This is a genomic window from Bradyrhizobium sp. BR2003, assembly GCF_009720285.1.
Taxonomy (GTDB): Bacteria; Pseudomonadota; Alphaproteobacteria; order Rhizobiales; family Xanthobacteraceae; genus Bradyrhizobium; species Bradyrhizobium elkanii.
In genome coordinates, this window is the sequence record NZ_SMYJ01000036.1 from 19,723 (window position 1) to 31,971 (window position 12,249).

General features: G+C 62.4%; 15 protein-coding genes. 9 read left to right on the forward strand and 6 right to left on the reverse strand.

Translation table 11 applies throughout. From position 1 onward, the window contains the following. Positions 1–43: 43 nt before the first annotated feature. The gene (locus tag E2I15_RS30900) at positions 44–517 is read right to left on the reverse strand and encodes an Hsp20/alpha crystallin family protein (protein ID WP_137481702.1); all 474 of its coding nucleotides are present in this window, start codon (positions 515–517) and stop codon (positions 44–46) included. A 133-nt stretch (positions 518–650) separates the two neighbouring features. Between E2I15_RS30900 and E2I15_RS30905 the strand changes: the two genes are divergently transcribed. The 3 genes from E2I15_RS30905 to E2I15_RS30915 are packed head-to-tail and all read left to right on the forward strand — an operon-like array spanning position 651 to position 3,535. After that, on the forward strand, positions 651–1,634 hold the full coding sequence (locus E2I15_RS30905; protein ID WP_137481704.1) for a zinc-dependent alcohol dehydrogenase family protein: 984 nt from the start codon (positions 651–653) through the stop codon (positions 1,632–1,634). Beyond that, positions 1,631–3,226, forward strand: coding sequence for a bifunctional aminoglycoside phosphotransferase/ATP-binding protein (locus tag E2I15_RS30910; RefSeq protein WP_137481706.1), 1,596 nt, complete (start codon positions 1,631–1,633; stop codon positions 3,224–3,226). The genes E2I15_RS30905 and E2I15_RS30910 overlap by 4 nt, the downstream gene beginning before the upstream one ends. Positions 3,227–3,280: 54 nt before the next feature. After that, positions 3,281–3,535, forward strand: coding sequence for a hypothetical protein (locus tag E2I15_RS30915; RefSeq protein WP_137481708.1), 255 nt, complete (start codon positions 3,281–3,283; stop codon positions 3,533–3,535). A gap of 293 nt (positions 3,536–3,828) precedes the next feature. Here E2I15_RS30915 and E2I15_RS38905 read toward each other — a convergent pair whose 3' ends face one another. The 5 genes from E2I15_RS38905 to phbB all read right to left on the reverse strand — a co-directional run bounded on the left by E2I15_RS38905 (position 3,829) and on the right by phbB (position 7,502). Continuing rightward, positions 3,829–3,996, reverse strand: a complete 168-nt coding sequence (locus E2I15_RS38905; protein ID WP_170991680.1) for a hypothetical protein — start codon at positions 3,994–3,996, stop codon at positions 3,829–3,831. A gap of 88 nt (positions 3,997–4,084) precedes the next feature. After that, positions 4,085–5,899, reverse strand: a complete 1,815-nt coding sequence (locus E2I15_RS30925) for a PHA/PHB synthase family protein (protein ID WP_155262660.1) — start codon at positions 5,897–5,899, stop codon at positions 4,085–4,087. After that, positions 5,896–6,285 carry a hypothetical protein gene (locus E2I15_RS30930; protein WP_137481710.1) on the reverse strand — a complete coding sequence of 130 codons (390 nt, stop codon included), beginning with the start codon at positions 6,283–6,285 and terminating at the stop codon, positions 5,896–5,898. Before E2I15_RS30930 ends, E2I15_RS30925 begins: the two co-directional genes overlap by 4 nt. Continuing rightward, positions 6,282–6,761, reverse strand: coding sequence for a CBS domain-containing protein (locus E2I15_RS30935; protein ID WP_246729462.1), 480 nt, complete (start codon positions 6,759–6,761; stop codon positions 6,282–6,284). Before E2I15_RS30935 ends, E2I15_RS30930 begins: the two co-directional genes overlap by 4 nt. 15 nt (positions 6,762–6,776) lie before the next feature. Continuing rightward, complete coding sequence (phbB, locus tag E2I15_RS30940) at positions 6,777–7,502, reverse strand: acetoacetyl-CoA reductase (protein ID WP_137481714.1); 726 nt, start codon at positions 7,500–7,502, stop codon at positions 6,777–6,779. Positions 7,503–7,664: 162 nt separating this feature from the next. Between phbB and E2I15_RS30945 the strand changes: the two genes are divergently transcribed. The 6 genes from E2I15_RS30945 (at position 7,665) to hemN (ending at position 12,112) form a co-directional block, all read left to right on the forward strand. Then, positions 7,665–8,501 carry a universal stress protein gene (locus E2I15_RS30945; protein WP_137481716.1) on the forward strand — a complete coding sequence of 279 codons (837 nt, stop codon included), beginning with the start codon at positions 7,665–7,667 and terminating at the stop codon, positions 8,499–8,501. 62 nt (positions 8,502–8,563) lie between these two features. After that, positions 8,564–8,872 carry a c-type cytochrome gene (locus E2I15_RS30950; protein WP_246668254.1) on the forward strand — a complete coding sequence of 103 codons (309 nt, stop codon included), beginning with the start codon at positions 8,564–8,566 and terminating at the stop codon, positions 8,870–8,872. 64 nt (positions 8,873–8,936) lie between these two features. After that, the gene (locus E2I15_RS30955; protein ID WP_137481718.1) at positions 8,937–9,659 is read left to right on the forward strand and encodes a CBS domain-containing protein; all 723 of its coding nucleotides are present in this window, start codon (positions 8,937–8,939) and stop codon (positions 9,657–9,659) included. A gap of 19 nt (positions 9,660–9,678) precedes the next feature. Beyond that, positions 9,679–9,837, forward strand: a complete 159-nt coding sequence (locus E2I15_RS30960) for a hypothetical protein (RefSeq protein WP_155262661.1) — start codon at positions 9,679–9,681, stop codon at positions 9,835–9,837. A 189-nt stretch (positions 9,838–10,026) separates the two neighbouring features. Next, a complete protein-coding gene (locus E2I15_RS30965) occupies positions 10,027–10,704 on the forward strand; it encodes a helix-turn-helix domain-containing protein (protein ID WP_137481720.1) in 678 nt (225 codons plus the stop codon). Positions 10,705–10,759: 55 nt separating this feature from the next. Then, positions 10,760–12,112 carry an oxygen-independent coproporphyrinogen III oxidase gene (gene hemN / locus E2I15_RS30970; protein WP_137481722.1) on the forward strand — a complete coding sequence of 451 codons (1,353 nt, stop codon included), beginning with the start codon at positions 10,760–10,762 and terminating at the stop codon, positions 12,110–12,112. Positions 12,113–12,249: the final 137 nt, after the last annotated feature.

The window sequence follows — 12,249 nt, forward strand, 5'->3', positions numbered from 1 at the left end:
GGGACGCATCGCTGCCTGACGGGCGACGCGCCCCGCAAGGCGGCTACGCCGCCGTCTTGATATCGATCTGCCTGCTCTGCTTGGGAGCCGGCTTCTTGACGGTGACCTTGAGCACGCCCTTGGCGATCTCGGCGCTGACGTCTTCCGCCTTGACGCCTTCGGGCAGCGCAGTGGACCGCGAGAATGCGCCGAAGCTGCGCTCGATCAGGTGATAGTCCTTGTCCTGCTCCTCGCGCTCGCTCTTCTTCTCGCCGCGGATCGTGAGCGTGTTGTCGGCGAGATTGAGCTGAATGTCCTTGGCCTCGAGGCCGGGCAGTTCGGCGGAGATCTCGACAGTCTTATCGGTCTCGCTGACATCCATGCGCGGCATCATCGCCTGCGGCGAGGCGAATGCCGGAAAATTGCGACCGAATCCGTCGAACAGCCGGTCGATCTCCTGCTGCAGAAACGTGAATGGATTGGTTTCCCGCCGCGCCAAGGCGCGCTGGGCTCCAACGGGAATCATGCCCTTGGCCATCGGTACCTCCTGGTTGAATGTCGCTCGTGAAGCAAAAGCTAGTCAGGAACAGCCACCCGGCCGTTGACCAGGATCAAAACCGGACCAATGTGATGTGATCAAAGGAGAGGCGCAAACCCAGGCGAGTTCCGTCATGCACGCCATGATTCTGCCCGCGCGCGGCGCGCGGCTGCAATATACCGAGCGGCCCGATCCGGTTCCCGGCCCGGGCGAGGTGCGCGTCAAGATCAATGCGTGTGGCGTTTGCCGCACCGACCTGCATGTCGTCGACGGAGAACTGCCCGGCATCGCCTATCCGATCGTTCCCGGCCATGAGGTGGTTGGCCGTATCGACGCGATCGGTGAAAGCGTGGATGACCTGCATCTCGGTGCACGCGTCGGCATTCCTTGGCTCGGAACGACCTGCGGGCATTGTCCCTACTGCCGGGAGGGCAAGGAAAACCTCTGCGACGCCCCCCTGTTCACCGGCTACACGCGGGACGGTGGCTTTGCCACGCACTTGGTGGCCGACGCGCGTTACTGCTTTCCGCTCGGCGGAGACGGCGAGGATGCGGAGCTGGCGCCCTTGCTGTGCGCCGGCCTGATCGGCTGGCGCTCCCTGGTGATGGCTGGCGACGGCCGCAAGCTTGGCATCTACGGTTTTGGCGCGGCGGGACATATCGTCGCGCAAGTGGCGCGCTGGCAAGGGCGGGATGTGTACGCTTTCACCCGCGCAGGCGACACCGAAGCCCAGAGCTTGGCATTATCGCTCGGCGCATGCTGGACCGGTGCTTCAGAAGATCGGCCCCCGGCAGAACTTGATGCCGCGATCATCTATGCGCCGATTGGACCGCTCGTCCCGCTTGCACTGCGCACGCTGCGCAAGGGCGGACGCGTGGTCTGCGCCGGCATTCACATGACGGATATCCCGAGCTTTCCCTACGAAATTCTTTGGGGTGAGCGGCAGATCGTCTCCGTTGCCAACCTGACGCGACAAGACGGCGTCGACTTTCTCAAGACAGCGGCAAGGGCTGGAATCCGGACGCACGTCACCGTCTTTCCCCTGGACCAGGCGAATGAAGCACTCGCGCGCTTGCGGGACGGCAAGCTCGTCGGCGCAGCAGTCTTGAAGCCATGATGACGCCGGCATCATCAACCGAGACTGCCACAGGCGAGACCGGCCAGGCCGCCGTATTATCGTTCCTGGCCAGCTCTGGCGAGCCGAACGCCCCGGTCAAGCGGATCGATACCCATTGTTCGATCGTCTTTCTCGAACCTTCGCGCGTCCTGAAGATCAAGCGAGCGGTCAAGCTGCCCTATCTCGACTTCTCGACATTGGAGAAGCGGCGGCGCGCTTGCGAGGATGAGATTGCCGTCAGCAAGCGCCACGCCCCCGCGATCTATCGCAGGGTGGTTCCGATCACGCGCGGGCGCGATGGACTTGCGGTCGGCGGGACCGGACCAGTCGTCGAATGGGCCGTCGAAATGGCCCGCTTCGACGAAAACAAGACACTCGATCATCTCGCCGAGCAGGATGCAATCCGGCCGGAGCTGGGCGAGAGCCTGGCCGCCATCCTGCTCAAATCCCATCGAGAACTTGTTGGGAGCGATGGATCGCACTGGCTTACGTCACTCCCCGTCATCATCGATCGCAACACCGAGCAGTTTCGCACCGAGTCAGCTCATTCCTGCAGGAAGATCGATGAACTGCACGAGTTGAGCCATCGATCGCTCGCTCGGAATCTTGAGCTCCTGCGCCTCCGCGCCGCAGCTGGGCAGGTCCGGCATTGTCACGGCGATGCACATCTCGGCAACATCGTCCTGCTCGACGGCGAGCCCGTTCTGTTCGATGCGATCGAGTTCGATCCCGATATCGCGACGACCGACGTTCTCTACGACTTCGCATTCCCACTGATGGACCTGCTGTACTTCAGACGGGACACCGTGGCCAACAGGCTGTTCAATGGCTACATGCAGACCGCCTGGGACACGCAATCGGGGGCGTTGTGTTTGCTGCCACTGTTCCTATCAATGCGCGCAGCGATCCGGGCCAATGTGCTCTTCACCAAGGTACGGCAACACCAGCTCGATCAAGCGATCGCCGCCCAAGCGAGGCGCTATTTCGAGCTTGCACGCCGGCTGATTGAACCGGAGCCGCCCCGCCTGGTTGCAGTTGGCGGGAAGTCCGGTACCGGCAAGAGCGTGCTGGCGCGCGACATGGCGCATCTGATCGCGCCGCCCCCGGGCGCCCTGGTTCTGCGATCGGATGTCATTCGCAAGCAGCTCTCTCACGTCGCCGAGCACGCCACGTTACCGCCGGAGACCTACACTCCCGAAGCATCAGACCGCGTCTACCAAGCCATGCTCGATCGTGCCGGGCAAGCATTAGGCCAGGGAGTTTCGGTAATACTCGATGCGGCCTTCCTGAAACCAGGGGAGCGTGATGCCGCAGAAGCCGTTGCTCGCGACGCAAAGGTTGACTTTCGCGGCATTTTCCTGACCGCCGCGCGCGCCACGCGGCTGCACCGCGTGGCATCGCGGCAAAACGATGCGTCGGACGCGACGTCCGATGTGGTCCTGATCCAAGACAGCATTGAAACCGGCATGATCGATTGGGATATTGTAGACGCATCCGGCACGCCCTCCACCACGGTTGAACGCAGTACTTCCCGCCTGCTGGCGTCCCCGACGGACCGGGCGAGCGGTCCATCGCCTAAGGGAAACTCCTGAATTGGTCGAAGCCCTCAGGTCTGGCAACATTCTCCCATAGACAGGAGGAGTTCCATGAAACGGCGATTAACCTTCGTCTTTGTCGGTAGTGCGATCCTCGCGGTCGCGCTCGCTCTGTTCTGCAATTGGTACTTTCCTGACGTGGTACCGCTTGCCTCGACCGAGCCGGCACCCACAAGCTGGCGGCTTGACGCCGCCTTTGCCGTCTCCACCCTCAGATGGACCGCGGCGTTTGTTGCTGCCGCATCTGCAATAGCCCTGATGTTCATGAACATCACCAAGGGTTCTACCGAGCTCGAAGGACGATAGACGTTTCCATTCCGGACGCGTTGACGACCTCCGCCATCTGCTTTCCGAGGGCCGGCCTGAACAGCCGGCCATCACCCCGTGGCGCTAGCATTCCGAACTGGGCCGAAACGGTCTGCGCCAACATCCCCTCCGATTAGAATCCGACGCCGCGGCTCAGTCGTGTCAAGCTCGGCTGCATCACCGATTCAGCGCGTATGTGAAGTACAATAGCAAATATTACGGGCGAATGGCGCCGATACCGGCGAACCATAAGGGGCGCTCCAATCCCACGGCCATCGACCGAGCTCGAGCTGTCACGTTCGCCGCCACAGACTCCAGATGCTGCCGGCCAACAGGAGCGCGATCACAAGCAGGATCGCCACGAACATTTGCATGACGTCAAAGTTCAGAGAATCGCGCGCGACGAACAGCGCGGTGATCGATCCCGCAAGTATGAAGAAAACGCGAAGGATCAGACTCATGGCTTCCTCGCTGCAATCTCGTGCATCGCTTTTAATCCTAGCGGCTGCGGTCGGAGAGGATTTGCGACAGATCAAGCCGGCGCGACGTTCAATGCTGGAGGACATACCGTCCCGGCGCGTCCCCAAGCGGCGATCCACCCTCGGGTGCGTGAAGCACCGACCGCGCCGGCACCCAGTCACCGGAGCGCGCCGTGAGGAAACGAACCCACTCCAGCCACCAGGATCCGTCGCGATTCACCGCCACGCGCAGCCACTCGTCGGGGCCGACATAAGGTTGATCCGCCGTTTTCTCCAACAACTGATAGCTGTGCCCCTCCTCCGACGGCGGAGCAACGATGCCCGCGTTGTGACCGCCACTCGCCAGCACGAAGGCGATATCGGCATCAGCCAACAGGTGAATCTTGTGAACCGACCGCCAGGGCGCGACGTGATCGCGGACGGTGCCGACCACGAACATGGGGGCGCGAAGGTCGGAAAGTGCCACCGGCTGCCCGTCCGCCAGATAGCGGCCCTCGGCAAGGTCGTTGTTCAGAAAGAGCTTGCGCAGATAGTCCGAATGCATCCGATAGGGCATGCGGGTCGCGTCCGCGTTCCATGACATCAGATCGCTCGGTGCGGCACGCTCGCCCATGAGATAGTCGCGGATCAGGCGCGACCAGATCATGTCGTTCGACCGCAGCAACTGGAACGCACCGGCCATCTGCGCCGTCTCGAGCACGCCGCGCTGCCGCATCATATCCTCCAGGAACGCAACCTGGCTCTCGTTGATGAAGAGCGTCAGCTCGCCTGCATCGGTGAAATCGACTTGGGCTGCCAGCAGTGTCACCGAGCGCAGGCAGCCGGGCCGCTCCTTCTGCAGACGAGCAGCTGCAATTGCGAGCAGCGTGCCGCCGAGGCAATAGCCGGCCGCGTGGATTGCGCGTTCCGGCACGAGTTGATTTATCGCGTCGATCGCAGCGTCGACCCCAAGCTTGCGATAGTCTTCGAAGCCAAGGTCGCGATCGGCTGGCCCCGGATTTCGCCACGAGATCATGAACACGGTGAAGCCGCGCTCGACCAGGAATCGGACGAGCGAATTCTGCGGCGAGAGATCGAGGATGTAATACTTCATGATCCAAGCCGGCACGATCAGCACCGGCTCCGGGCAGACGTCGGCTGTTGCGGGCGCGTACTGGATGAGCTCTATCAGCTCATTCCGGTAGACAACCTTGCCCTTGGTCACGGCGACGTCCTTCCCGACCACAAACGGTGCAGGTCGGGGTTGTTTGGGACTCAGCAGGTCCCTGCAATCCTCCAGCCAGTTATGCCAGCCCGACACGAAGTTGCCGCCACCCGACTCCATTGCCTCGCGCAGCACCTCGGGGTTGCTGAACGCAAAGTTGGACGGCGCAACGACGTCGAGGCATTGCCGGACGGTGAAATCCACGATCGCTGCATTTGCTTTCGAGACGCCGTGCAGGCCGCTGGTCGCCGAATGCCACCATTGCTCCGCCAGCAGGAACGCCTGCGCCATGACGTTGAATGCCGGCAATGTCCAGTCCTGACCGGCAAACCGGTTGTCACCCGGCTGAGGCTTGACCATGAACCAGGGTTGCCAAGCCGCATGCGGCGTCGACACCATGCGCGCGAAGCGCGAGCCGTCAGCAACTGCGTTCAGTGCCAGTTGAAGGCGTCTACCGGGGGACGCCGCAAGATGGAGTTGCCAATCGGCGAAGGCGAGCGCGAGGCTCGCCGGTGAAAGCCCGCCGGTCCATCGCGCCATCGCCGCGTGAAGGAGCTGGTCGAGCGATTCCGTACCCGTCAATGGCTCCTTCTCGGGCTGCGCCGATGCAGGCGTTGCGACACCCGTCACATCGTCGTTGGCAGGAGATCTGGGCTGGTGGAGGACTGCCTGGACTGTCATCGCTCGTCTCCGAGGTGGAACCGCTTCCGACCCAGCGCCACGATCTCCGCGTCAGTCGGATGATCACTCGGCTCGACATGCAAGTTGAGGTCGGGCCGCTCCGCCCTGAGATACTGCGTCAGCTCCACCTTCTCGATACCCGGACCGATGACGAGCAGATCGCTGCAACCGCTCACGGCTTCCCCCACCCTCGCGAAAAACGTCGCGTCGGCCTGGACGCGACCATCGCCGATCGTATTTGTCTTGTGATGCAGATGCTGCGACGCCAAATGCGCATGGACGGCCGTCGTGCTGATGCCTGTCAACCCAATGCCGAAGACCTTCGCAACAAGGTGATCGATCCAAACGATGGCGTGCGCATGTGACTGCAGGGCCGTCTCGCTCATGATGTAACTCCGGTGCTTGCTTTCTCTGCTTCTCTCAATTGGCGCGCCAATGCCGCAAGTAGTTCCCTGCGACTGACAATACCAACGACGGTTCTGGCGCAGAGCACCGGAATCTGGGCGACGTTGTAGACATCCATCTGCGCCACGACGTCCTCAATCGATGCTTCGATATCGACGGTGATCGGCGAACCGCTCATAAGCGAGCCGACCTGCAGCGTACGCATGCGTTCGCGTTCAGGTGTATTCTCCACAATGCCAAGCAGAGATTCCAGCCAGTTTCCGGACGGCGGGCTGATGTCCAGCTCATCGCGGTGAAGGAAGTCGCCCTCCGAAACCATGCCGACGAGTTCGCCGGCGTCGTCGATCACCGGCAGGCCGCGCTGATCGGTTTCAAGCATCAGTTCGACGGCATTGAGCACTGTGGCAGTCGGCTTGATCGTCGCGAACGAACTGCGCATCACATCGGTTGCGAGCATAGTCATCGCTCTCCTTCAGCACATGTGTTGACCGCCATTGATCGACAGCGTCGATCCGGTGATGAACCCTGCTTCGTCGGCGGCAAGAAACGCGACGGCACGGGCGATCTCCTCCGGCTGCCCCAGCCGCCCGACCGGAATCTGCGGTAGAATGGAGTTTTGCATGACATCGGTCGGCACCGCGGCCAGCATCTCGGTGTTGATGTAACCGGGACAGATCGCATTGACCGTGATTCCGAACCGCGCGCTTTCGAGCGCGAGCGCACGGGTGAAGCCGAGCTCGGCGGCCTTCGCCGCTGCATAGTTCGTCTGGCCGATCTGGCCCTTCTGGCCATTGATCGACGAGATGTTGATGATCCGTCCGAACTTGCGCGCCCGCATGCCCTCAATGAGGGGTCGGCACATGTTGAACAGCGAATCGAGATCAGTTCGGATCACCGCGTCCCATTGCGGCTTGGTCATTCGATGCAGTGTAGCGTCGCGCACGATACCGGCGTTGTTGACCAGGATGTCGATTGGGCCCAGCGCTGCCTCCACCTCGCGGATGCCGGCTGCACAGGCCTGGAAGTTCGCGACATCCCATTGGAACACGGGAATTCCGGTCTGATCCTGAAACGACCAAGCGGCCCCGGCATTTCCGGCATAGCAGGCCGCAACCCGGCATCCGGCAGCAGCGAGGGCGCGCGAAATCGCTGCGCCAATTCCTCTGCTTCCACCCGTAACCAATGCGACGCGCGCCATACCGGCTCCTCCAAGCTGGGCACAACATTTGCGCGAAGTAGACGCTCGATGAATTGATCTCGCTCAATCTGAATCCACGACCGCGCATGAGGCAGATCAAATTGGCCCGCCTCGATCCGTGCTTTGGTGGCTCTTGCTCTTTCACCTCTTTGGAGAACGGCCATGTTCAAGAACATCCTGGTCCACATCCCGACGGAGCTGTCGCCACGTCCCGCGGTCGATGGATCGGTTTCGCTCGCGCTCGGCACCGGCGCGCACCTCGACGCAATGGCGATCGGCTACGAGACCGCCAGCGTACCGTTCGTCGTTGAAGGCAGCGCGGCGGTCGCCTCGCTGTTCGAGGCTGAACATGAGCAGGCCCTCGAACGCGCCGAGGTTGCGCTGCGTGTCTTCAATATCGAGGCACGGAGTGCGGGGATATCCTACGCGACCCGCGCCGTGGGCGCGCTCCCCATCGATGCTCGGGAGATGATCTGCGCGAGCGCGCGACTGCATGACCTGACCGTGGTGGTGCAGCCGCTGGGCGAATACAACAGCTACGACAACGTGATCCCGCGGGAGCTCTTGTTCCAGGCCGGCGGACCCGTCCTGTTCATGCCCTACACGTTCCATGGCGCGTTCTCGGCGAAGCGAATCGGGATCTGCTGGGACGGCAGCCGGCTCGCCGCCCGCGCTCTCCACGACGCAATGCCGCTGCTGCGAGCAGCCGATGCTCTCGCCGTCATCACCATTGATGGCGTTGATCCGATCCCCGCAGAATGCTCCACCGACCATCTGGTGCGCTATCTTGCAAAGGAGGGGCTTCCGGCCAAGATCACGTCGTTGCCGGCGTCCAAGTCCGAGGTTCAGTCGATCCTGCTGTCGATCGCGGCGGATGAGAGCCTCGACCTTCTGGTGATGGGCGGATACGGCCATTCCCGCCTGCAGGAAACCCTGCTCGGCGGCGTTACGCGCGACATGCTGCGTGCGATGACGGTCCCGGTCCTGATGTCCCACTAAGCGCGAGCCGAACTGTGAAGCATCCAGCCGGGACATTTCAGGGCCATATCGCTCGTGGCTTCGTGATCATCAGCGCGATCTGCGCCGTTCTGACTCCTGCCGCCGCCGACCAGGAACAAGGTCGTCGTCTTGCGCAGCTCTACTGCGCCCGCTGCCATTCAATCGACCGGGTAAGCCCGAGCCCGCTGAAAATAGCACCGCCGTTCCGGACATTGCACGAACGCTATCCGGTCGAGATGCTGCAGGAAGCGTTGGCGGAAGGGATCGTTACCGGCCATCCGACCATGCCCCAGTTCAGCTTCGAGCCGGACCAGGTGGGCGACTTCATGCTGTTCTTGAAATCTCTGGAGCGCGGTCAAGCAGACCGTTGAGCCAGGTCAATGTGCAGCGTGCAGGGAGAGCTTTATTCTTTGTTTTTCAATACGGAGGTCCGACATGCGCGCGCATCAGATTATGACCAAGCATATCATCGCTGTCAGTCCGCACACGAAGATTCTGGATGCGGCCAACATCATGCTGCGATGCCACCTCAGCGGTCTGCCGGTGATGGACGAAGACGGCACGCTCAGGGGCATGGTGTCCGAGGGAGATTTCCTGGAACGCAGCGAGATCGGCACAGGACACAAGCGCTCGGCGTGGCTGGAACTGTTCACCGGTGTGGGCCGCGCCGCGACCGATTTCGTACACGAGCGCGGTCGCAAGGTCGAGGATGTCATGACAGCGAACCCGATCACCGTCGGTGAGCAGACGCCGCTCGACGAAATCGTGCACCTGATGCACAAGCATGGCGTGAAGCGGGTGCCGGTCGTGAACGGCAAGACCATGGTCGGGATCGTCACCCGGGCGGACATCCTGCAGGCCGTCGCATCGCTGGCGCGCGAGGTTCCCGATCCGACCGCCGACGACGGCCATATCCGTGAACGGATCCTGCGCGAAATCGACGCCACCGGCTGGCGTCCCGCCGGCTTCCAGGTCTGGGTGCGCAACGGCGCAGTGCATCTGCACGGCCTGATCTTCGATGAACGAGCTCGCCAGGCTGCAATCGTGCTCGCCGAGAATACCTCGGGCGTCAGGGAAGTTCGCGATCATCTATGCTTCGTCGACGGCTACTCCGGCTACTACGTGCAATCGCCGGAAGACGTCAAGGCGGCCGGCTGATCAGCTCGAGGAGCGCAACATGGCAATGAGTACGCTGCTTGTCGTCACGGCCGTCTGTCTCATCTTCGGGATCTTTGCGCTCGTGCTCGCCTTGACCGATCACAGCACAACGCGCTGGCGTCAGGAACAGGACCAAGCCAGCACACGTGCTGCCTATCCCGAGAAGCACGGCACCTAGCCTCGCTTTTTGCCTCGCGCGCCGAGACACTGATGTGTCTCGCGCGCGGCGACCGTTTACCGCTCTGCCTTCCCCGGAGCTACGTATGAATACGTAAGTGGCTTCTACTTAGGGGAAATATCCAAATTTCCCGATCCAGGAGATGCGATCAATCTGCCTCCATCGATCTTGCCATCATGGAGCGTCGCCATGCAGACCCAGAACGCCATTTCACTCGAGAACAGCCGTCACCCGACTAGCATCCTCAGCCGGCAGGCGCGCGTTGAAGGGCCTTTTGGCACGATTGGGACGCCGATGCGATTCGCCCGCAACAGCGAAATTTACGGCGAGGACGAGGCCGCGGAATACCTCTACCAGGTCGTTTCCGGCGCCGTCCGAACCTACAAAATCCTGGAAGACGGACGTCGCCAGATCGGCGCATTCTATCTGCCCGGCGATATCTTCGGGTTCGAGGCTGGCGAGACCCATATCTCCTCGGCAGAGGCCGTCTCCGAGACGCGGGTCATCGTGGTCAAGCGCGCCGCGCTCATGATCCGTGCGACACACGAAAAGGATCTGGCACGCCAGCTCTGGGATGCGGCGGCCCAGGAACTGCGTCGCTTCCAGGGACATCTGATGCTGCTGATCTGCAGCGCCGAAGATCGTGTCGTCGGCTTCCTCCACGACATGGCCCACCGGACCGTCAAGAATGCCGCCATCGAGCTTCCGATGTCCCGGCAGGATATCGCCGACTATCTCGGTCTGACGATCGAGACGGTGTCACGCACCTTTACCCAGCTCGAGCAGAACGGCGTGATCTCGCTTCCGACCTCGCGACGGGTGGAACTGCGCAACCGCGCGATGTCGAACCGGATGGTTGCGGCGTGAGCGAAGGGCGCGCCAGGCTCCGATAATCGGCCGCTAATGAGAGGCGAGGAATAGGATGCGCTCGAACCTGGCGATCACCTACGGGCAGGACAGACTGCCGCGCTACACCAGCTACCCCACGGCTCCGCATTTTTCTGCGTCGGTCGGCGAGGTTGATTACGTGGCATGGCTCAAGTCGGTTCCAGCTCGGCGGCCGGCCTCGATCTACCTGCATGTGCCGTTTTGCCGGTCGATGTGCTGGTATTGCGGGTGCCACACCTCCATCGCCAGGCGCGACGGACCGATCGCCATTTACGCCGCCGGCCTTCGCACCGAAGCGCATCTCGTTGCTGAAGCAGTCGGTCAGCGATTGCCCGTTTCCCACATCCATTTCGGTGGCGGCACTCCGACGATCATGACGCCCGAAACCTTTGCCGACCTCGTCAGCGCGCTACGCTACTCGTTCTTCGTGCAGCCCGACGCCGAGATCGCCGTCGAGATCGATCCTCGCAGCCTGACCGAGCCGATGGCGGAAGCATTGGGCTACAGCGGCGTCAACCGCGCGAGCCTCGGCGTCCAGAGCTTCGATCCTGTCGTCCAGCACGCCATCAATCGGTCGCAGAGCCTTGAGCAGACCGCGGAAGCGGTCGAGCGGCTGCGCCGTGCCGGCGTCGGCCGCATCAACTTCGACCTGCTCTACGGCCTGCCCGCTCAGACTGTTGCTTCCTGCCTGGATACTGTCGACAGATGCGTCGCGCTGCGGCCCGATCGGTTTTCCGTGTTCGGATACGCCCATATTCCTTCCTTCAAGAAGCACCAGCGCATGATCGACGAGGCGTCGCTGCCGGATAGCCTCGAGCGGCATCGTCAGTCCGAGGCAGTCGCGCAAGCGCTGACCGATGCCGGATACATGCGCATCGGCCTCGACCATTTCGCGCTCCCCGGCGACAATCTGGCCTTGGCAAAGCGCGAGGGCCGGCTGCGGCGTAACTTCCAGGGCTATACGGACGATTCCGCCGAGACCCTGATTGGTCTCGGCGCCAGCGCAATCGGCCGCGTGCCGCAGGGCTTCGTGCAGAATGCAGTCGCGACACGCGACTACCTTGCGCGCATTGCCGAGGACCGGCTTGCCACCGTCAAGGGCTACATGCTGACGGCGGAGGACCGCTTCAGAGCCGACATCATCGAGCGCATCATGTGCGACATGGCCGTCGACCTGCCGGGAATGTGCCGGCGGCACCGCTGGGATCCTGGTTCGGCTGTCGTCGATCGCTCCCGGCTCGACAGGCTGATCGCGGACGGCGCGGTGACGATGAGAGGTGACCGGCTCCTGATCAACGATGATGCGGAGTTCCTGGTCCGAAGCGTCGCCTCGGCGTTCGACGCTCATCTTGGTCGCGCCACGACCCGGCATAGCCGAGCGGTCTAGATTGCGACCGGCTGAACCGATCCGCCGTCTACAGCAGTTACGGATGTTGGTTACTTCGTTTGCCGATCCAGGCCAGGCATGTCGCAAACAAAACGATCGCCGCGATCCCTGCGGCGCTCGTCACAAACTCCGCCGTA

Bases quoted from the DNA above. Each gene is read 5' to 3' on its own strand.
- E2I15_RS30900 (WP_137481702.1), bottom strand. From the start codon at position 517: ATGGCCAAGGGCATGATTCCCGTTGGAGCCCAGCGCGCCTTGGCGCGG.
- E2I15_RS30905 (WP_137481704.1), top strand. From the start codon at position 651: ATGCACGCCATGATTCTGCCCGCGCGCGGCGCGCGGCTGCAATATACC.
- E2I15_RS30910 (WP_137481706.1), top strand. From the start codon at position 1,631: ATGATGACGCCGGCATCATCAACCGAGACTGCCACAGGCGAGACCGGC.
- E2I15_RS30915 (WP_137481708.1), top strand. From the start codon at position 3,281: ATGAAACGGCGATTAACCTTCGTCTTTGTCGGTAGTGCGATCCTCGCG.
- E2I15_RS38905 (WP_170991680.1), bottom strand. From the start codon at position 3,996: ATGAGTCTGATCCTTCGCGTTTTCTTCATACTTGCGGGATCGATCACC.
- E2I15_RS30925 (WP_155262660.1), bottom strand. From the start codon at position 5,899: ATGACAGTCCAGGCAGTCCTCCACCAGCCCAGATCTCCTGCCAACGAC.
- E2I15_RS30930 (WP_137481710.1), bottom strand. From the start codon at position 6,285: ATGAGCGAGACGGCCCTGCAGTCACATGCGCACGCCATCGTTTGGATC.
- E2I15_RS30935 (WP_246729462.1), bottom strand. From the start codon at position 6,761: ATGCTCGCAACCGATGTGATGCGCAGTTCGTTCGCGACGATCAAGCCG.
- phbB (WP_137481714.1), bottom strand. From the start codon at position 7,502: ATGGCGCGCGTCGCATTGGTTACGGGTGGAAGCAGAGGAATTGGCGCA.
- E2I15_RS30945 (WP_137481716.1), top strand. From the start codon at position 7,665: ATGTTCAAGAACATCCTGGTCCACATCCCGACGGAGCTGTCGCCACGT.
- E2I15_RS30955 (WP_137481718.1), top strand. From the start codon at position 8,937: ATGCGCGCGCATCAGATTATGACCAAGCATATCATCGCTGTCAGTCCG.
- E2I15_RS30960 (WP_155262661.1), top strand. From the start codon at position 9,679: ATGGCAATGAGTACGCTGCTTGTCGTCACGGCCGTCTGTCTCATCTTC.
- E2I15_RS30965 (WP_137481720.1), top strand. From the start codon at position 10,027: ATGCAGACCCAGAACGCCATTTCACTCGAGAACAGCCGTCACCCGACT.
- hemN (WP_137481722.1), top strand. From the start codon at position 10,760: ATGCGCTCGAACCTGGCGATCACCTACGGGCAGGACAGACTGCCGCGC.